The following is an 18,770-nucleotide window of genomic DNA, read 5'->3' as shown; positions in this document are numbered from 1 at the left end:
CGACTACCCTGGATCCATGCCCGAACCGCGTACCTTCCGCGACGAACCGGTGTCCTTCGTGCGTCGGAGCGGCCGGATGTCCGAGGCGCAGGAGCGCGCCTTCACCGATCTCGCCCCGCACTATCTGCTGGATGTCCCGCGCGCGGTGGCATGGACCTCCGTGCACCCCGAGGCGCGGCTGGACGTCGCCGCCGAGTACGGCCGGGAGGCCGATCTCTTCGTCGAGATCGGGTCCGGCCAGGGGCATGCCATCGTCGCCGCCGCGTCGAGCCGTCCGCACGACGACTTCCTCGCGGTGGAGGTCTTCCGTGCGGGGCTCGCCCGGACCATGCTCGACGCCGACCGCGCGGGTGCACAGAACCTCCGCGTCGTGGAGGCCAATGCGCCGGAGGTGCTCTCCTCGTACCTGCCGGAGGCAGCGGCGGCCGAGGTGTGGATCTTCTTCCCCGATCCCTGGCACAAGAAGCGCCACACGAAGCGTCGCCTGGTGCGCCCGGGATTCGGGGACACGGCCGCCAGGGCGCTGCGCGACGGCGGCCTCCTCCGGCTCGCGACCGACTGGGAGGACTACGCACTGCAGATGCGGGAGGTGCTCGACGCCGAGCCTCTGTTCGAGCGGGCCTTCGAGGGCGACTGGGCCGAGCGGTTCGACGGCCGCGTCATGACCGCTTTCGAGCGGAAGGGCCGCGCGAAGGGCCGCGACATCCGCGATCTCGTGTACCGCCGACGGGATCGTGCATGACGGAGGCCTCTCCGAGTGCGCCCATGGGGGTGCGCCTCGTCCCCGCGGCGCTGGTGTGCGCGGCCGCCCCGGCCTTCTTCGTCGTGGCGCTGCCCTGGCTCGGCTGGCTGCTGCTGGCGCTGGGCGTCGGTGCCGCCCTGCTCGTGGAGCGCCGCGGCGAGCCGCTGACCGGGGCCGACGGATCCGGGCGGCCCTCGCTCACCCGTGACCTCTCGCTGATCGCGCTCGGCATGCTCATCGTGAGCGTCATCCCGCTCGCGGCGGAGCTCGACAACCTGGCCATGCTGCGCTTCACCCTCGCGCTCGGCGGTGCGGTGCTCGTGCCGTATCTGCTCTCGCGGTTCGTCTTCCGCGACCGGGCGATCCGGTTCCCCTGGCGGACCGGGCAGCGCTGGGGACTGCTCCACTGGGGCTGGCTCGTCGCGGTGCTGGTGCTCGGCTGGCTGATCCTGCCCTTCTACTTCATCACCAGCGGCGTCTATCAGAACTGGCCCGTGGTGGACACGCCCGATCTCATCGCGCGGCTGTTCGTCGGCGTCGGCGCGGTCGGCATCTGGGATGAGCTGTTCTTCATCTGCACCGTCTTCGCGCTGCTGCGTCGCCATTTCCCCGATGCGCTGGCGAACGTGCTGCAGGCCGTCGTCTTCGTCTCCTTCCTCTGGGAGCTCGGCTACCGGGAGTGGGGGCCGCTGCTGACCATCCCGTTCGCGCTGCTGCAGGGGTTCATCTTCCTCCGCACCCATTCGCTGGCCTACGTCGTCACGGTGCACCTCCTCTTCGATGCGGTGGTCTTCGCCGTCCTCGTCCACGCCCACAACCCCGGGCTCCTGCCGATCTTCCTGGTCTGACGGGGTGACTTCGCGGTCGTCAGCGGTCACACTCGATGCATGACCGAGTGGGTGCTGCACGTCGACATGGATCAGTTCATCGCGGCAGTCGAGGTGCGGCGCCGTCCGGAGCTGGCCGGCCGTCCGGTCATCGTCGGGGGACGCGGTGATCCGACCGAGCGGGCCGTCGTCTCGACGGCGTCGTACGAGGCCCGCGCGTTCGGCATCGGGTCGGGCATGCCCCTGAAGATCGCGGCGCGGAAGGCGCCGGAGGACGCGGTGTTCCTGCCCGTCGATCACGCGGAGTACGAGCGGGCATCGGACGAGGTGATGGCCGCGCTGCGTGCACTGCCGGACGTGGTGCTCGAGGTGGTGGGATGGGACGAGTGCTTCCTCGGAGTCGCGACCGATGATCCGGAGGGCGTCGCGCGGGCCGCCCAGCGGGCGGTGGAGGAGGCCACCGGCCTGCACTGCTCGGTGGGCATCGGCGACAACAAGGTGCGGGCGAAGAAGATCGCGACCGAGTTCGGCAAACCGCGGGGGGTCTTCCGGCTGACCGCCGACAACTGGTTCGCGGTGATGGGCGACCGGCCGACGCGTGACCTGTGGGGCGTGGGACCGAAGGTGCAGAAGCGCCTGGCGACCCACGGTATCGCGACGGTGCGCGAGCTGGCGGCCGCGGACGAGGAGACGCTGGTCGCGGAGTTCGGTCCGAAGATGGGGCGGTGGTATCTGGGTCTGGGCTCGGGGCTGGGGCCACGGATCGTCGACGACACCCCGTGGGTGGCCCGGAGCCACAGTCGGGAGACCACGTATCAGCAGAACCTCACGACACGCGACGCGGTACAGGATGCGCTGCGCGAGCTCGCGGGGCACGCGTTCGACGACTGCGCCGTCGAAGGGCGTCCGGTCACCCGGGTGCACCTCAAGGTGCGGTATGCGCCGTTCGAGACGAAGACCTTCGGCCGGAAGCTCCCGGATCCCACGACGGAACGAGAGGACGTGGTCGCGATGGCACTCGCTCTCGGCGAGACCCTCGACGCCGACCGGGAAGTGCGGCTGCTCGGTGTCCGTGCCGAGATGACCATGCCCGACGAGCCGGACGGCGCGGAACGCACCCCCGTGCGCGGTCGCATCTGACTCAGTCGCGGACCATTGCGGCGATCGCGCTCACCTCGATGAGTGCTCCGGACACGCCGAGGCCCGCCACCCGTGCGGCGGTCACCAGGGGCGGGGCGCCCTCTCTGGCGAGCGTGGCGGCCACGGCGCCGTACGCCGCGCGCAGATCTGCCTCCTGATCGATGAGGATGGTCCAGCTCACGACGTCGTCGAGCGTCGCCCCCGCGGACTCCAGTGCGACTCGGGCGTTGTCGAGAGCGCGAAGGGACTGCGCGGCCACGTCGGGGGAGACGACGGCACCGGAGGCATCGACGCCGTTCTGCCCTCCGATGTAGACGGTGGTCGCCCCGGGCGGGATGACGGCGGCGTGACTGAAGGCAGGGCTGCGGACGAGGCCGTCCGGTTGCAGGAAGGTGATGTCCATGCGCAGATCATGCCCGAGGGCACCGACATCGCGCACCCCTGGTCTCACACGGGGTCGGACGGGACGAGCGGTGGTGGGGCCGGGACGCTGGTCACCGTGCCGGTCGTGCCGAGGTTGCCGAGGGCATCGAAGACCGCGATCACGACCGCGGCACTCGCCACGGCACCGTGCAGCGGGTGGTGCCAGAACTGCAGCCGCGCGGTCAGCCGGTCTGCGCTCACGCTGACCACGAGTGCCCGCACGCCCTCGTGCCGGTGCACGCCCTCCGCCGTCCTGGCCGCGTCGACGAGCGGCGCGAGCAGATCATCGATCCCGGTCGTCCCGTCCCGCCGGACCCGCACCTCCACCTCGCTGCGCCGGGCGCCATGGGTGGAGTCGTTGACGACGGGATCCGAGAGCAGGCGCGCATTGGGGATGTGGAGGGTGCGCCCGTCGACGGTGTGCAGGATCACCGCGCGGGCGTTGAGCTCGGTCACGGTCCCGGCGATGACCGAATCCAGGGCCTCCACGACGATCTCGTCGCCGATGCGGACCGTCTGCCGTGCCTGCAGCAGCACACCGGCCGCGAAGTTGTCGGCGACGCCGCGGAGGACGAGGATCGCCACGATGCCGAGGATGACGACGATCGCGAGCAGAGGCTGGACGTTGGCGCCGAGCATCGCGAGCGCGATGCCGAAGCCCAGCAGGAGGATGGCGTAGCCGACGAACTGCGCGATCGCCGTCCCGACGGCGGCGGAGATCCCGGGGGCACGCCGGAGCAGGGCTGTGGTGCCCCGGCGTGCGAACCGCGAGATGATCCAGGTCGCGAGGGCGACGAGCAGGGCGAGCAGCAGCTGCCACCAGTCGATGTCGGTGGGCAGCAGATCCTGCAGGTCCATGCCGCGGGCTCCTCGCGATGGTGGGGGCCGGCCGCGGCCTACTGCAGCGCCTTCGCCTTGATGAGGGAGTACTCGTCCGGCGTGATGGTGCCGGCGTCGAGGAGTGCCTTGGCCTTCGCGATCTCCTCGCTCGGACTGCTGCCGGCGACCTGCTGGATGTAGGCGTTCGCGGCCTCCTGCGCCCGACGCGCCTCGGCGCTGCTGCGTTCGGCCATGCCGTTGCCGCGGGCGATGAGGTAGACGAGGGCGGTGAGGAACGGCACGAAGATCAGGAAGAGGATCCACACGGCCTTCCACCAGCCGCTCAGCTTGTGATCGCGGAACAGGTCTCCGATGATCGCGAACAGAGCGAAGAGGTACGCGGTGAAGGCGAAGATCCATAGGAACCACCAGATGATGTCCCAGAACGATGCCCAAAATCCCATGACTGCTCCTTTCTCGGTGCCGCCGTCGCCGGGGCACGCTCGGAACATACCGGCGGCCGTGATCCTCCGCACCGGTTCCGTGGGGAGTTCACCCGGGTGACTCGGGTCCGCGACGCGTCCTCGGCCGGACGCCGCCGGAGCGTCGGCAGTACGCTTCCCTCGACGGCGGAGGGAGCCCCGATGAGCGCAGTGCGCAGACCGTCCTGGCTGCTGAGCACTCTGGACGGCTACCAGCGCGGGTGGATCGTGCGGGACGTCCTCGCCGGCCTCTCCGCGGGTGCGGTGGTGGTGCCGCAGGCCATGGCCTACGCGACGATCGCCGACCTCCCGGTGCAGGTCGGCCTCTACACGTGCATCGTGCCGATGCTCGTCTACGCTCTTCTGGGCGGCAGCAGGGCGATGAGTGTCTCGACGACCTCGACCATCGCCACCCTCACCGCGACGACGCTGGTCTCGGCGGGCGTCGCTGCGGGGCCGGACGACGCTCTCGGCGCGCTCATGATGCTCACCCTCCTGGTGGGGGCGGTGCTGCTGCTCGCGCGGGCGTGCCGCCTGGGCTCGCTCGTCGAGAACATCAGCGGAGCCACCGTGCTCGGACTGAAGATCGGGGTCGGGGCGACGGTGGCCGTGGGCCAGCTGCCGAAGCTCCTCGGAGAGTCGTTCGACTTCTCCGGCCACGGCTTCCTCCGGTCCCTGGTCGCCGTGGGAGGGGCGTTCGACAGCGTCAACGTGCCCACGCTGCTCCTCTCGACCGGATCCATCGCCACCCTCCTGCTCCTCAAGCGCTTCGCTCCGCGGGTGCCGGGCACCCTCGTCGTCGTCGCGGCCGGCATGCTGCTCGTCGGGGTCGGCGGGATCGATGAACTCGGGGTCGACCTCATCGCCCCGGTGGCCGGTGGTCTGCCCGTTCCGGGCATCCCTGACCTGTCAGAGACCGCGGCCCTCGTGCCGGGAGCGCTCGCCATCGCCGTCATGGCCTTCCTCGAGTCCGCTGCCGTCGCGCGCAGCCTGCGCCAGGCGACGGAGCCGCAGATCGACAGCGACCAGGAGCTCTTCGCGACCGGGGCGGCGAACACCGTCGGCGCATTCTTCGCGGCCATGCCCGCAGCAGGCGGATTCTCGCAGAGCGCGGTCAACCAGGGAGCCGGCGCCCGCTCCCAGCTGGCGACGCTGACGACGGTCGCGCTGGCCGTCCTGGTCGCGCTCTTCCTCGCTCCTGTGCTCAGCCTGCTGCCGGAGGCGACGCTGGCCGCCATGGTCTTCACGGCGGTGGCCGGACTCATCAACATCCCCGAGCTCGTGCGGTGGGCGCGCATCAGCAGAGTGGACTTCTGGGTCGCGACCGCGGTCGCGGCGATCGGCCTCACGGCGGGACTCCTCCCTGCGGTGGCCGTCGGGGTCGTGGTGACCCTCGTCCTCGTCTTGCGGGAGCTCAACATCCCCCGGGTCCGGGTCGTGGGGCGGAGGGGGAGTGCTCTCGGTCTGGAACCGGAACGGGGGCTGTACACCGCGAACGCGCTGGCCAACCAGCGGCTCATCGTCCAGACGGTCGCGGCTCAGGCCGAGCCGGTGCGGACGCTCGTGCTCGGGCTGCCGCAGCAGGTGGTGATGTCCATCACCGTGCTCGACACCCTGGAGGCGCTCGACCGGGAGCTGGCTCAACTCGGTGTGCAGCTCCACCTCGCGGCTCTGCCGGAGGAGGCGTCCGTCGTCGCGGCGCGGACCCCTTGGTACGCCGGGCTGGTGGAGGCGGGCCGCGTGCACCCTGCCGTCGATGTCGGGCTCCGGGCCGCGGCGGACCGGGAGGAGCGCGGGGGCGTTCACCCGGGTGAAGTGCCCGACGAGCGGTGACGCGCGGTCATCGCCTGCCTAGGCTGACGGCACGAGGGATCCGTGGGGCGATCGATACCGGGGAGAGCATGCCCGACCGCAGCCGGAACCGGAGAGCGAGACGATGATGGCGGCGCGCGGGGGACTGACGTGGCGGTGGTCGCGGTTCGGTCTCGGCGTCCTGTACGCCGTGCCTCCGATCGCGGTCGCACCGTTCGACCCCGCTCTCGCGCTGGCGCTGAGCATCGGGGTCCTGCCCGCGGCCGTCATCGGACTGCCCCCGCGGCGGCGGGCCCGCTCGGCGATCCCGGTGCTGGGGGCGCTGGTGGCGCTGGGGCTCCTGCTCGGCGCCACCCTCTCCCTCGTACCGATCTTCGCCGTGCTCGCCCTGGCCGTGCTGGCGGTGCTGGCCAGCATGCTCGCCGCGCGGGAGCGCGCCGGACAGCTCGCTCTGACCCTTGTCCTGCCCATGGTCGGGATCGGTCTGAGCTTCCCCCTGTCTTCGACGACGCTCCTTCTGGCGGGCGCGATCGTCACGGGTTCGATCTACGCGTGGCTCATCGCGCTTCTGTGGCCGGAGCACGGGGCGGGTGCGCGGGCCCCGGCGGCCATGCCCAAGGGGCGAGCCCTGCTGATCTACGGGATTCTCCTGGGCGCCGCCGCGGGGACGGCGGCCGCCATCGGCTTCGCGACCGGGGTCGAGCACGTGGGCTGGGCGACGGGCGCCGTGCTGCTCGTGATGCGTCCCGTGCGTGGGCAGCTCGTCCTCCGCAGCGTCGGTCGGGCGGCGTCGGTGCTCATCGGAGCGCTGGCGGCCGCCGGTTTCGCGTTGCTGTCTCCGAGTGGTGCGGTGATCGGCCTCGCGATCGGCGTCGTGCTGGGGTGTCTCGGCGCGGTGCAGGAGAGCCGGTGGTATGTCGCCCCCGCCTTCACGACCTTCCTCGTCCTCACCCTGCTGCTGTCGACATCGGTCGAGTCGCCGACCGCGCGCTTCCTGGAGCGGACCCTCGAGACGTTCCTGGGCGTGGCCCTCGCGCTGTTCTTCGGGGCGCTGGTGCCGGCGTTGTTGGCGATCCGACGGCCGGTGCGCGCCGGCGTCACCGAGTGAGCCCGGTCCGCGATACCTCTTGCGGGACCGCTCCCACCTTGCAATAGACTGCCCGCGAGGGGGAGCAAGATCGAAATCGGGGGGTTTCGAGTGCTGCACGATGTACGGAGGGCGGGAACGGACGAGAGTCCCCTACCTGCTGCGGTGAAGGGCGAGGTCCGTCGAGAGCGCCTGCTCTCGCGATTGACGGCCGCGATGGACGGGCCGTGGACGCTCACGCTCGTGAGCGCGCCGGCAGGATCAGGGAAGACCAGGCTGCTGTTGCAGTGGGCGCAGGATCTCCGCGCCGATGCGGAGATCGCGCTCGTGTGGGTGGCGCTGGAGCGCGGGGAGGCGGACCTGCCGCTCGTGCGTGCGGCCCTCGAGCGGATCGACGATCCCGGCTTGCAGGACGCGCTGTCCCAGGTGTCCTCCCTGCGGTCCGCGGCCACGGCGCGGGCGCTCGCCCGGGCCCTCAGCGAGGCGAGGGGGCGCATCGTCGTCGTCGTCGACGACGTGCACCGTGTGGAGGACGAGGAGACCGCGCAGCTGATCTCGACGTTCGTGCAGAACGCCCCGGGCAACGTGCACGTGGTGCTCTCCGGACGAGGGACGAGAGCCATCCCTCTGGCGCGTCGACGCATCGCGGGGGTGGCGCTCGAACTGGACGCCCGCGCGCTCGCGTTCGACCCGACCGAGGTCAGGGCGTTCTTCCGCACGCGGGGTATCCGGCTCTCCCAGGGGGAGATCAGCTCCGTGCTCTCCCGAACCGAGGGATGGGCGACCGGCCTGCAGCTCATGATGCTCGACGCCGCGGGGGCGCAGACCGTGCTCTCCCGTCCGCTCCGCGGAGACGCCCCCGAAGTCGCGGACTACTTCGTCGAGGAGGTCCTCGGCGACCTGGACGGCGAGCTCCGGTCTTTCCTGGAGGCGACGGCGGTCGTGGAGACCTTCACCGCCGAACTCGCCGCAGTGCTCTCGGAAGCCGGGGCCGTGACGGCCCTGATCGACCGGCTGCTCCGCCTCACCGTGCTCGCGGGACCCGACGCCGCGGACCCGCCCCGCTACCACTATCCGCCACTGCTGCGGGAGTTCCTCCTCGGCCGGCTGCGGGAAGGCGGCCCCGACCGAGAGGAGCAGCTCCACCGTCGGGCGGCGGACTGGTTCGCCGCCCGACAGGAGCCTCTCCTCGCGTTGCGGCACGCGGTCCGCGGTGGGGAGACGGCCTGCACGACCGGCGTCCTGCGGCGCTGTGGGATGCAGCTCGTGCTGGACGGCCGCGCGGACGCGGTGCGGCAGGTGATGGGGGAGCTGCCGGCTGCCCTGCGATCGGTGCCGACGGTGCGGATGCTGATCGCCGCGGCGGAGTTGTCCTGCGGGGACCCGTCGGCCGCCGTGATCGTGCCGTCCGTCGACGCGGGGGAGTCCGACGTCGACCGTCGGTGGCGGCACGGGATCGAACTCCACACCGCGTTGCGCCGGGGCGGGATCGCCGAGGCGCTCGACGGGGCGGGCGCCGCCCTCCGCGGCCTCAGCGAAGAGGAGCAGCTCGACACCTACGCCCTCCTGGAGGCCGCGACGGCGGAGCTCTACATCGGACGGCTGGATCAGGCGGAGGCGACCGCGCGACTCGCGGGGGATCTCGCGCGAGCGATCGGGGCGCGCGCGGCGGAGCTGCAGGCCGAAGCTGTCCTCGCCACCAGCGTGCTGTTCCGCGGGAGGCTCCGCGACGCCATCGTCGCGGGAGCCGCTCTCGAGCACCGCTGGCACGAGTTCGACGAGCCGGACAATCCCTTCTTCGAGGTGACGCGGGTCTGGCGTTTCTGGGCACCCTACGAGGGCATGCAGACCATCGACGAGGCGCAGACCCTGCACACGGCGGCGCGGGTGATCGCCGACGGCGGAGAGACCGCGATCGCGCGGGGCCTGCAGGGGATGCGCGGGCTGCTCGAGGCGGACCGGTCCGCGGATCCCCGCGAGGCGGCCGTGCGGCTCCTGGACACCCTGACCCCCCGTGATGATCTGCCGCTTCCGCCGCACTGGTACGCCATGATGGCGCCCTTCGCCGTCCATGCCTTCGACCGGCTGGGGGAGCCGACGCTCCGCGACCGTTTCATCACCGACATGGAGGACGCGCTCGGGGATACGGGGGATGTGCTCGTGCTCCGCGCGATCGCCGCCGTGCACGACCGCCGGGACGGCATCGCCCGGGGTGCGCTGGCGTCGGTGCTGGAGGGGGCGACCCCGTGTCTGCTTCCTGCGTCGATGATCGACGCGTGGCTGGTGGAAGCCGAGCTCGACGTGCACGACGGGGAGCCGGATCGGGCGCAGTTGGCGCTCGCGACCGCCCTCGCCCTCGCGGAGCCGGAGGACCATGTGCGCCGCATCGCCGAAGCGGGACCCGTCGTGTCGCGGCTGCTCGCGGCCCGGGCGACGGTCGGGGCGCGCACGCACTTCGCCGATCGGGTGCGAGAGCGGCTCGCCGCCGCCGGGGTCCTCGTCGAGGAGGAGGTGACGCAGCGCGAGCGCATCGTGCTGAGCGCCTTGAGTCGCAACGCCACGCTGCGCCAGATCGCACAGCAGGAGTACATCTCGCCGAACACGGTGAAGACGCACGTGCGCAACATCTATCGCAAGCTGGGCGTCTCGGACCGCGACGGGGTGACGGCGGCCGCCCAGGCCCTCGGACTGCTCTGAGGACCGGGGCGGCCGCCGGGTCGTCAGTCGCGGGCCATGGCGGCCGCCAGGTGCGCCTCCAGGTCGAGATAGGCGTCGTCGGCGATGTCGAACACGACCTGGGCGATGCTCCCGCCGCGGAAGTCGAATCCGTATCCGTACAGGGACGAGACCGGGTCGGCGCTGTCCCGTCCGATCGTCAGGCCCTCCCCGCAGAGCGAGAAGTGACCGAGGACCGTGCGGATCTGCTTCTCGTCGACCTTCTCCTCGTCGATGTAGAGCCGCGCGGGCCCGACGCCCTCCCGGTACTCGCCCATGCCCTCCTTGACGAAATCGACCCCGATGATGTGCTTCCCGGAAGTGGGGGCGGGGCCGGAGATGCGGTCCTCCGGCGGGATCCCGAGGAAGTTGTAGACGTAATGGATCTGACCGTCCTTGACCACCAGAGCGTGGCCGCCGAACCGGGAGCCGTGCGCGAAGATGACGCCCTCGGTGTCGGGCGTGAACTCGACCTCCGCCGCGATCTTGAAGGAGACGCCGTGGGTGTTCGCCGCCGACCGCTCCGGCACCTCGCTGGTCCCCGGATAGTAGACGAACCGGCCGGAGGGCGGCGCGGGCTGATGGAACTCCATCGCCACGAAGGTCTCGAAGTCCTTCGGGTTCCCGATGATCTGGAGGTCGTTCAGCGGGAGCACCGCGTTGGCCTTCGCCTCTTCCATCCAGAGCGCCTTGAGCTCCTCGAGCTTGTCCGGGTGCTCCGCGGCGAGGTTGACGGCCTCGGCGCGGTCGACGTCGGTGTGGTACAGCTCCCATTCGTCCTCGTCGAAGTGCCCCGTGCCGCTGATCGGGCCGTGGACGGTGACGGCCTTCCAGCCGTGGTGCCAGATGCCGCGCTGCCCGAACATCTCGTAGTACTGCGTCTCCTTCTCCGTGGGTGCCTCCGGCGCCGCGTCGAACGAGTACGCCATCGAGACGCCGGACAACGGCGTCTGCTCGATGCCGTTGTACACCTCTGGGAACTCGACGCCGCAGGCCTCGAGAATCGTCGGCACGATGTCGGTGGAGTGGTGGTACTGATGACGGACCTCTCCACGCGCGCTGATGCCGGCCGGCCAGTGGATCACCAACGGATCGCAGACGCCGCCCTGGTAGGTATAGCGCTTGAACATCTTGTAGGGCGTAGAGAAGGCGGCGGCCCAGCCCGTCGGGTAGTGGTTGTAGGTGTCGGGGGAGCCGAGCTTATCGACCATGCGCAGGTTCTCGGCCTCGTCGTCCGGGTACCCGCCGAAGATCTTGCCCTCGTTGACCGAGCCGTTCGGGCTGCCCTCTCCGGAGGCGCCGTTGTCGGCGCAGTAGATGATGAGGGTGTTGTCCAGCTGTCCCGACTCCTCGAGGTAGTCGACGATACGGCCGACCTGGGCATCGGTGTACTCGCTGAATCCGGCGTAGACCTCGGCCATGCGCGAGAACATCGCCTTCTCCTCGGCATCCAGGGAGTCCCACGGGCGTACTTCGTCGGCGGCCGAGAACGAGCCTTCCGGCATCGGGTTGAGCGGGGTGAGCTCGGTGCCCTCCGGGACGATGCCCTTCTCGATCATCCGGGCCAGCACCCACTCGCGGTACGCCTCGTAGCCGTCGTCGAACATGCCCTTGTACTTGTCGATGTATTCCTGCGGGGCGTGGTGCGGGGCGTGGTTCGCGCCGGGGCAGAACCAGAGGTACCAGGGCTTGTCCGGCTCCGTCTGCTTGACGTCGCGGATCATCGACAGCGCCTGATCGGCGAGGTCCTTCGACAGGTGGTAGCCGTCTTCAGGGAGGGCGGGCTGGTCGATGTAGTGGTTGTCCTCGGCGAGGGAGGGGTACCAGTTGTTGGTCTCACCGCCGATGAAGCCGTAGAAGCGGTCGTAGCCCTGCGCCAGCGGCCAGTGCTTCTTGGAGGCGCCGGCCGTCCACTCGTCGATCGGGACGTTGTGATTCTTGCCCACCCAGAACGTCGACCAGCCGGCGTCGCGCAGGACGTGGGCCATGGTCGTGTTCGAGTCGGGGATGTGGGAGTTGTATCCGGGGAACCCCGTGGACGACTCCGAGATCGTCGCGAAGCCGTTCAGGTGGTGGTTGCGCCCGGTGAGAAACGTCGAGCGGGTCGGCGAGCAGAGCGCCGTCGTGTGCCACTGGGAGTAGGTCAGACCGTTCTGCGCCAGGCGATCCATGGTCGGCATGTTGATGCGTCCGCCGTACGGGGACCACGCCGCCATGCCGGTGTCGTCGTACAGGACGACGAGAACGTTGGGTGCTCCCTCTCGTGGCTTCGCCGGGAGGAAGGCCTCCCAGTCGGCCTCCGAATCGCGGACGTCGAGTTCGATCCTGCCCTGGAAGTCACGGGCCATGTCCATCTCCTTCATCTCTGCCGAACCGCCTTCCCCGCACAGTACTGCCGCGCCGGCGCCGTGGTCACGGATGCGAGCCGCGTTCATCCGGGTGATCTCCTCTGCCAGCCGGACGCTGTGCTCAGAAGCTGCCGATGCCCTTGCCGATCATGGACACGCCGATGACGAGCAGCAGCACGGCCATGATGACCGCGTTCTCTGCGGCGAGCCAACCGCGCAGGGCGTCGAGCGGCGCGCGAAGTCGTGCGGCGGCGATGAGATAGCCGATGACGGGAACGAGGACCGTCGATGCCCCGATCAGGGTGAAGACGGCGATCACGAGGATCGTGGAGCCTGCGTCCAGCGACGCGCTGCCGATGTCGACGCCGGCACCGGCCGCGAGGAGGAGGTTCTTGGGGTTCACCGCCGACAGCAGGAGCCCGAGACCGAGGGCGGTGCCGAACGACATCGTGTCGATCGCCTTCATCCATGACGGCAGGGCCGCGGGCTGCCCCGCTTTCGGGCGTTTGCGCCACTGACCGACGGCCAGGACCAGCAGCAGGAGGCCGAGGATGAGCTGGATGACGCCGCGGATCGGCCGGGAGGCGTCGGGATCCTCCTCCGGAAGCACGGCGGAGAGCAGGGTGAAGACGGTGACCGCGGCGACGATGCCCACGATCCATCCCAGGAGGAACCCGATGCTCGTGACCCGCGCCTTCGGGGACAGGAGCATGAGGATCGCGGCGATGATCGGCACGGGGCTGATCGCGACACCCACGGCGAGGGGGAGGATCTCCCCGATGACGGCACCCATTCAGCTGCCCTTCCTGTGCGGAGCCGACGAGGCGGCATCGGTCGGCGAGAGGTCGGTGATCGCCGCGCGGTTGGTCGCGTAGACGGTCTCCCGGTCGAGGAGGCCCAGGGTGCGGAGGCGGCGGAGAGTGTTCGGACGGACGCGGCTGAAGGCCAGCGAGATCGACTGGGTGTCGAGCCACTCCCGGAGCGCCTGGAAGGCCTCGGCTCCGGTGACGTCGACGTCCGTGACGGCTTCCATGTCGATCACGACATGCTGGACGGCGGAGGGGCCCGCGGTGCGGACCGCGTCCTTCACGGCCGCGGAGAACACAGCGCCGTTCGCGAAGAACAGCGGGGCCGCGAGCCGGACGACGATGACCCCCGGTGCGGTGGTCGTGCCGGCGGGAGCATCCTCCAACAGGGATTCCCCGGGGTCGCCCGAGGTTTCCAGCACGTCGATCGCCGGATGGGAGGCGCGTTGCGCGAGATTGATGAGGGCGAGCACGAAGGCCACGACGATTCCCGCGATCGACCCGACGAACAGTGTCACGAGGAAGCAGACGGCACCGATGACGAACTCGAACCGATCCAGCCGCCACAGCCGGATGAAGTCGCGGATGCCGAGGAGCGGGATGATCGCCACGCCGACGATGGCGCCGATCGCCGGGGAGGGGATGTCGGCGAGGAGCGCGGTGCCGAAGAGCAGCAGCAGGAGCGTCCCGACCGCGAGCACGAGCGCGGGGAGCTGCGTGCGCGAGCCCGCCTGGTCCATCGCGGCGGTGCGCGAGGTCGAGGACCCGACCGCGAAGCTGCCCTGAGCGCCGGCCGCGACGTTCGCGACGCCGAACGCCAGCAGATCGCGGTTGGCGTGGAACGGGTAGCGGTGCTTCTCGGAGTACGAGCGCGACACGAGCAGGCCCTCCGCCGTGGTCACGAGGGTCAGGGCGATCGCGGAGGGGATGAGGGCGAGCCACAGCGACCAGTCGATGACCGGCCAGGTGAGCGCGGGAGGGCCGGCGGGGACCTCGCCGAGCACATCCACGCCCCGTCCGGCGAGGCCGGTGAGGACGACCACGACGGTCGTCGCGACGAGCACGATCAGCGCCCAGGGGACGGCGCGGAGGTAGCGCTGTCCGACGAGTAGCACCGCGACGGAGACGGCGGCGAGGAGCACGGACCAGCCATTGAGCGAGGGGAGACCTGTGACCAGCGCGACGACCTTGTCCACGAACTCCGCACCGGAGTCGATCTTCACGCCGAGCATCTTCGCGATCTGGCTGACCATGATGTCCAGCGCCAGGCCTCCGACGAAGCCGACGAGGATCGGCTTGGACAGGAAATTCGCCAGGAACCCGAGCTTGAAGACGGCGAGCAGCAGGAACATCCCGCCGCAGAGGATCGCCTGGGCGAGGGCGAGGGTGGCGTAGTCGGCGCTCCCGGCGACCGCGAGCCCGCCGATGGAGGAGGCCACCAGCGCGGCGGCGGCGGCATCGGGGGAGGCGACCAGCTGACGCGACGACACCACGAGCGCATAGACGACGGTCGGGATGATCAGCGCGTACAGTCCGGCGGTGGCGGGGAGCCCCGCGATCTGCGCGTATCCGATGTTGAGGGGGATGGCGATCGCCAGAAGGGTGACTCCCGCGGTGAGCTCGGTCGCGAGGTTGCGTCGGGTCAGGCCCGCGAGCGGACGCGGCATCCGGTCTCCCTTCCCGCCCGATGGATGGTTCCGGCTTCAATATGGCATCGACGGCAGCCGACGACCAGAGGGACGAAGAGCCTCGCCCTGGTGATTTCGGATGAAAGAGTCGCCCGCGCCGCGTCAGCGTCGTCGGAAGCGGCGTCGGGTGGGCACCGCGGAGGGCTCAGGGGTCGGAGCCGGCGCCGGGAGGGCGGTGCGGTCGCCGCTCACCCAGCGCACCCACGTGGAGCCCGGGTCGCCCTCCAGGACGAGGGCGCGCACGAGCAGGGTGAGCGGGATGGAGAGGATGGCGCCGAGCGGCCCGATCACGAAGGTCCAGAAGATCACGGAGAAGAAGCTCAGCGTGAGGCTCAGGTCGACGGCGTCGCTGACGAACTTGGGCTGGACGAGCACCTGGAGCACGACGTTGACCACGCAGTACACGGCGATGACGCCGAGCAGCAGCGGCCAGCCGCCCACCACGAAGGCGAGGATCGCGGGCGGGATGAGTCCCAGCACGAAGCCGATGTTCGGGATGAAGTTCGTCACGAAAGCGAGGATCGCCCAGACGACCGGGGCGGGAACGCCCATCCACCAGAGCGCGAGGCCGTCGACGATCGCCACGACGGCGCCGAACGCGGCATTGACGACGTAGTACCGGCGGACCCCCGTCTGCAGGCGGGCGATGCGCTGCAACGCCGGGCCGTGCGTGGCGCCGAAGAGTGCAGGTGCCGTCCGGTAGCGAGCGGCGTCCGCCGCGAGGAAGATGATGTAGGCGCAGACGAAGAACAGGGCGGTGGCGACTCCGAGCACCGCGCTGCCCAGGCTCCCCGCCACACCGAGCAGGGTCTCGGGGTCGAGGACCGAGGCTGCGGCATCCGCCGCCTCCTGATCGAGTCCGAGGGACTGCAACCAGGCGACGATCTGATCGGCGGCGCGCACCAGCCCGTCCTGAGACGCGAGGTCGCCGACCAGACGGGCGAACTGGGTGCCGGCGAGCCACAGCAGCGCCGCCATCGCCAGCAGGATCACGTAGGCGAGCACGATCACGGCGGTCGTCCCCACCCAGGCGGGCCGACCGGGGCGCTGGAACGGACGGCGGATCGGTTCGCAGATCACCACGATGACGATCGCGAGGGCCAAGGGACCGAAGACCTCACGCGCCAGCGAGACGCCGGCGAGGACGATCGCGCTCGCCGCCAGGATCAGCAAGGTCCGCAAGGCGGGCGAGGACGCGCGGTCTGCCGCGGGGCCGGAAGGAGTCGGGAGCGAGGTCACGCGGCCAGCGTAGTCCCCGGCACTTTCATCCGGGTGATTGCGGGCCCACCCCCTGGAAGGGCGCTCGGGCCCGTGGTTTCGTGTTGCCATGCCGCCTCCCGTACGTTCCACGAGGCCGGGACCGGCGATGCGTTTCCGGCCGCCCGCCCCGCCCATCGGCGTCCTGCCGCGGGAACGCGTGACCGCAGCGATCACGGCGGCCGTGGAGGCCCACGGGGTGACGGTTCTCAGCGCGCCCAGCGGCTACGGCAAGACGACGGCGGTCATGGCCTGGGCGGTGGCGCGCGACGACGTCGCCTGGCTCACGCTGAGCGCCTCGGACGACGATCCCGCGCTGCTGACGTCCGGGGTGGTGAATGCGCTGGCGCTCGCCGCCGAGCGCACGGGGCGCGCGTTCGCCGTCCGCCGCGATATCGAGGATCCGGTGCGCGCCTACCGGCAGATCTGCGCGGCGCTTCAGGACCCCGAGCATCCGATGCACCTCATCGTGGACGACGCACACCGTGCCGGCGAGTCCTGGCGGGAGGGACTTCTCGGCCTCCTCGCCGATCAGCCTCCGGACGGACTGCACCTCGTCCTCGTCGGGACCACGTTGATCGAGGTCACCCTGTCCCGCCATCGACTCATGCATCCCGGATCGTTCGTCGGCGTGGAGACGCTCCGGTTCTCGACGGACGAGATCCGTCGTCTGCTGCGGTCGGTGCCCCGAGGTCTCGATGCGACCGCCGTGCGAGAGGAGACCGGCGGGTGGCCCATAGCGGTACGGCTCGTCCTCGTGGGAGGTGCGCTGCCGTCGACGGCCGCGTCCACGGCCGCGTCGTTCCTCGGCGAGTACGTCCGCGAGCACGTGCTGGACGCGTTGCCGCCCGCGCTCGCCGACTTCGTGCTCGACGGCACCGCCTGCGCGGAGCTCACCCCGGAGACCGCCGCACTCGTGACGGCGAGGGAGGACGCCGCCGACCTCCTGGAGAGCTGCGTCCGACTCGGCCTCTTCCTGGACCGGTTCGACGGCCCGAACGGCCCGACGTACCGGTGGCACCCCGCGTTCGCGCGTCGGTGCGCCGACCTCGCGCGGACGGATGCCGCCCGTTTCGCCACCGTGCACCGCCGGGCCGCCCGTGCTCTGGAGCACACGGATCCGATCGCCGCCGTGACGCACGCGCGGCGCGCCGGGGATCGCGCCGGTGCCAGGGCCATCCTCCTCCGGCACTGGTTGGGCCTCGTGGTCGGCTCCTCGGCCGGCGACGTGGAGCGGACGGCGACGACTCTCCTGCGCGACAACCCGGACGATCCGCACCTGCTGCTCGTGCGAGCCGGGGCCAGCGATGTCCTCGGGGACCATCGTGTCGCCCGGGAGCTGTGCCGACGGGCCGAGGCCCTCCTCGACCGCACGCCGGGGGAGGCCGCCCCTGCCGTCCTCCTCATCGTCCGCCTGCTGCTCGCGGAGTCGTCCGTCGAGGTGGCGGTGTCCGGTCCCGAGATCCGCGCGCTGCTCGATGCCGAGGACGACAGGATGTACGGCGGTCGGGTGGCGCTCAACCACCTGCTGGGGTGGACCGCTCTGCGCAGTCGCGAATCGCCGGACCTCGCGATCGAGTACTTCTCTGCAGCGGCGCGCGAGGCGCAGGAAGCGGGCGACCGGGAGCTCACGTCCCGCGCCGCCGGGCATCTCGCCTACGGCCTCGCCACCTCCGGCCGGCTCACGGAGGCCGCGACCGTGCTCGCCGAGGCCGAGAGTACCCGCGAGACTCTTCTTCCGCGGAACACCTTCGCGCGCGGCAGCGCCATGGCCGCCGCGGGGTGGGTCGCGTACTGGTCCGGCGAGGCGGAGGAGGCGGTCCGGATCTTCGACGCGGCACGGGAGGAAGCCGCATCCGGCCGCGACCTCGCCGGGCATGCACGCATGATGGGCGCCTATTCGGCCGCGCTCACAGGAGACCCCGCGATATGTCGCCGGGCTGCCATCGGCGTGCAGGAACTCCCCATCGACGTCGTGCAGGGGGTGGCGTGGCCGGCGTTCCGAGAGTCGTCGGTGGCCCTGCTCGAAGAGGCGGTGGGGCGGAGGGAGCGCGCACTGCGCATCGCGAAGAAGTACGCGAGCGGTACCGACCTCCCGCTCGTGGGCGTCGCCCTGTCCGGAATCCTGCGTCGCGCCGAGGATCACGCTGCGGCGCTGGAGATGCTGCGATCGTTGCGGGGCGCCTCCGAGCTGTCGTACGTCAAGGCCGCCACCTTGATCACCGCGGCTGCGCTCCGGAGGGCGACCGGCCACCAGGAGGACGCGCATGACCTGTGCGAGGCCGCACTCGCCGTCGCGTCCGCGGAGAACCTCGTCGTGCTCTTCGGTCCGCGGGAGGTCGCGGTGCGCCGGCTGCTGCAGGCGCATGTGCATCACGGCACGCAGTTCGAGGAATTCATCGAGACATGCCTCGCCGTCGACGCGGTCGGATCCGTGACCGATCGGCTGTCGGAGCGGGAACGCGACGTCTTCCACCAGATGCAGACGGCGCGCACGCTGCCGGAGATCGCGCAGGAACTCTCCGTGTCGGTCAACACGGTGAAGACGCATCAACGCGCGATATACCGCAAGCTCGGGGTGTCGTCCCGGCGGGAGGCCGTCCACGCCATGGTGTGAGAGGTGA

General features: G+C 70.7%; 14 protein-coding genes. 7 read left to right on the top strand and 7 right to left on the bottom strand.

The window, feature by feature from the left end:
• Positions 1 to 16 precede the first annotated feature (16 nt).
• From trmB to AB0N68_RS13240, 3 genes are read left to right on the top strand one after another with little or no spacing between them, the layout of a single operon-like run.
• Entirely contained in the window at positions 17 to 742 is a 726-nt protein-coding gene (gene trmB / locus AB0N68_RS13250) for a tRNA (guanosine(46)-N7)-methyltransferase TrmB (RefSeq protein ID WP_187663771.1), read from the top strand.
• Positions 739 to 1,590 (top strand): CPBP family intramembrane glutamic endopeptidase, encoded by an 852-nt coding sequence (locus AB0N68_RS13245; protein ID WP_313366682.1) that lies wholly within the window; start codon positions 739 to 741, stop codon positions 1,588 to 1,590. Before trmB ends, AB0N68_RS13245 begins: the two co-directional genes overlap by 4 nt.
• Before the next feature lie 39 nt (positions 1,591 to 1,629).
• The gene (locus AB0N68_RS13240) at positions 1,630 to 2,709 is read left to right on the top strand and encodes a DNA polymerase IV (protein WP_363332899.1); all 1,080 of its coding nucleotides are present in this window, start codon (positions 1,630 to 1,632) and stop codon (positions 2,707 to 2,709) included.
• A 1-nt stretch (position 2,710) separates the two neighbouring features.
• Here the strand turns inward: AB0N68_RS13240 and AB0N68_RS13235 are convergent, their stop codons facing one another.
• The 3 genes from AB0N68_RS13235 to AB0N68_RS13225 are packed head-to-tail and all read right to left on the bottom strand — an operon-like array spanning position 2,711 to position 4,415.
• Entirely contained in the window at positions 2,711 to 3,112 is a 402-nt protein-coding gene (locus AB0N68_RS13235; protein WP_313366684.1) for a RidA family protein, read from the bottom strand.
• Positions 3,113 to 3,156: 44 nt separating this feature from the next.
• A complete protein-coding gene (locus tag AB0N68_RS13230; protein WP_187663775.1) occupies positions 3,157 to 3,990 on the bottom strand; it encodes a mechanosensitive ion channel family protein in 834 nt (277 codons plus the stop codon).
• A 38-nt stretch (positions 3,991 to 4,028) separates the two neighbouring features.
• The gene (locus tag AB0N68_RS13225) at positions 4,029 to 4,415 is read right to left on the bottom strand and encodes an SHOCT domain-containing protein (RefSeq protein WP_187663776.1); all 387 of its coding nucleotides are present in this window, start codon (positions 4,413 to 4,415) and stop codon (positions 4,029 to 4,031) included.
• Positions 4,416 to 4,595: 180 nt separating this feature from the next.
• Here AB0N68_RS13225 and AB0N68_RS13220 point away from each other — a divergent pair, with 180 nt between their 5' ends.
• The 3 genes from AB0N68_RS13220 (at position 4,596) to AB0N68_RS13210 (ending at position 10,029) form a co-directional block, all read left to right on the top strand.
• Positions 4,596 to 6,266, top strand: coding sequence for a SulP family inorganic anion transporter (locus tag AB0N68_RS13220; RefSeq protein ID WP_363332896.1), 1,671 nt, complete (start codon positions 4,596 to 4,598; stop codon positions 6,264 to 6,266).
• Positions 6,267 to 6,369: 103 nt separating this feature from the next.
• Positions 6,370 to 7,353: an FUSC family protein gene (locus tag AB0N68_RS13215; RefSeq protein ID WP_187663778.1), complete on the top strand. Its 984-nt coding sequence runs from the start codon at positions 6,370 to 6,372 to the stop codon at positions 7,351 to 7,353.
• A gap of 90 nt (positions 7,354 to 7,443) precedes the next feature.
• A complete protein-coding gene (locus tag AB0N68_RS13210) occupies positions 7,444 to 10,029 on the top strand; it encodes a winged helix-turn-helix domain-containing protein (RefSeq protein ID WP_363332894.1) in 2,586 nt (861 codons plus the stop codon).
• A gap of 23 nt (positions 10,030 to 10,052) precedes the next feature.
• On the opposite strand, the gene AB0N68_RS13205 is transcribed toward AB0N68_RS13210, so the two are convergent.
• From AB0N68_RS13205 to AB0N68_RS13190, 4 genes are all read right to left on the bottom strand, one after another.
• The gene (locus AB0N68_RS13205) at positions 10,053 to 12,395 is read right to left on the bottom strand and encodes an arylsulfatase (RefSeq protein ID WP_268776501.1); all 2,343 of its coding nucleotides are present in this window, start codon (positions 12,393 to 12,395) and stop codon (positions 10,053 to 10,055) included.
• A 121-nt stretch (positions 12,396 to 12,516) separates the two neighbouring features.
• Positions 12,517 to 13,188 (bottom strand): GAP family protein, encoded by a 672-nt coding sequence (locus AB0N68_RS13200; RefSeq protein ID WP_268776500.1) that lies wholly within the window; start codon positions 13,186 to 13,188, stop codon positions 12,517 to 12,519.
• The gene (locus AB0N68_RS13195) at positions 13,189 to 14,868 is read right to left on the bottom strand and encodes a SulP family inorganic anion transporter (protein WP_313366686.1); all 1,680 of its coding nucleotides are present in this window, start codon (positions 14,866 to 14,868) and stop codon (positions 13,189 to 13,191) included.
• A 123-nt stretch (positions 14,869 to 14,991) separates the two neighbouring features.
• The gene (locus tag AB0N68_RS13190) at positions 14,992 to 16,128 is read right to left on the bottom strand and encodes an AI-2E family transporter (RefSeq protein WP_232089217.1); all 1,137 of its coding nucleotides are present in this window, start codon (positions 16,126 to 16,128) and stop codon (positions 14,992 to 14,994) included.
• A gap of 127 nt (positions 16,129 to 16,255) precedes the next feature.
• Between AB0N68_RS13190 and AB0N68_RS13185 the strand changes: the two genes are divergently transcribed.
• Positions 16,256 to 18,763: a winged helix-turn-helix domain-containing protein gene (locus tag AB0N68_RS13185; protein ID WP_363332891.1), complete on the top strand. Its 2,508-nt coding sequence runs from the start codon at positions 16,256 to 16,258 to the stop codon at positions 18,761 to 18,763.
• Positions 18,764 to 18,770: the final 7 nt, after the last annotated feature.

The sequence above is a fragment of the Microbacterium meiriae genome, assembly GCF_040685015.1.
Classification (GTDB): domain Bacteria; phylum Actinomycetota; class Actinomycetes; order Actinomycetales; family Microbacteriaceae; genus Microbacterium; species Microbacterium meiriae.
Note: the sequence above shows the minus strand (reverse complement) of the source record. Positions and strands in the feature narration are given on the sequence as shown.

Bases quoted from the DNA above. Each gene is read 5' to 3' on its own strand.
- trmB (WP_187663771.1), top strand. From the start codon at position 17: ATGCCCGAACCGCGTACCTTCCGCGACGAACCGGTGTCCTTCGTGCGT.
- AB0N68_RS13245 (WP_313366682.1), top strand. From the start codon at position 739: ATGACGGAGGCCTCTCCGAGTGCGCCCATGGGGGTGCGCCTCGTCCCC.
- AB0N68_RS13240 (WP_363332899.1), top strand. From the start codon at position 1,630: ATGACCGAGTGGGTGCTGCACGTCGACATGGATCAGTTCATCGCGGCA.
- AB0N68_RS13235 (WP_313366684.1), bottom strand. From the start codon at position 3,112: ATGGACATCACCTTCCTGCAACCGGACGGCCTCGTCCGCAGCCCTGCC.
- AB0N68_RS13230 (WP_187663775.1), bottom strand. From the start codon at position 3,990: ATGGACCTGCAGGATCTGCTGCCCACCGACATCGACTGGTGGCAGCTG.
- AB0N68_RS13225 (WP_187663776.1), bottom strand. From the start codon at position 4,415: ATGGGATTTTGGGCATCGTTCTGGGACATCATCTGGTGGTTCCTATGG.
- AB0N68_RS13220 (WP_363332896.1), top strand. From the start codon at position 4,596: ATGAGCGCAGTGCGCAGACCGTCCTGGCTGCTGAGCACTCTGGACGGC.
- AB0N68_RS13215 (WP_187663778.1), top strand. From the start codon at position 6,370: ATGATGGCGGCGCGCGGGGGACTGACGTGGCGGTGGTCGCGGTTCGGT.
- AB0N68_RS13205 (WP_268776501.1), bottom strand. From the start codon at position 12,395: ATGGCCCGTGACTTCCAGGGCAGGATCGAACTCGACGTCCGCGATTCG.
- AB0N68_RS13200 (WP_268776500.1), bottom strand. From the start codon at position 13,188: ATGGGTGCCGTCATCGGGGAGATCCTCCCCCTCGCCGTGGGTGTCGCG.
- AB0N68_RS13195 (WP_313366686.1), bottom strand. From the start codon at position 14,868: ATGCCGCGTCCGCTCGCGGGCCTGACCCGACGCAACCTCGCGACCGAG.
- AB0N68_RS13185 (WP_363332891.1), top strand. From the start codon at position 16,256: ATGCGTTTCCGGCCGCCCGCCCCGCCCATCGGCGTCCTGCCGCGGGAA.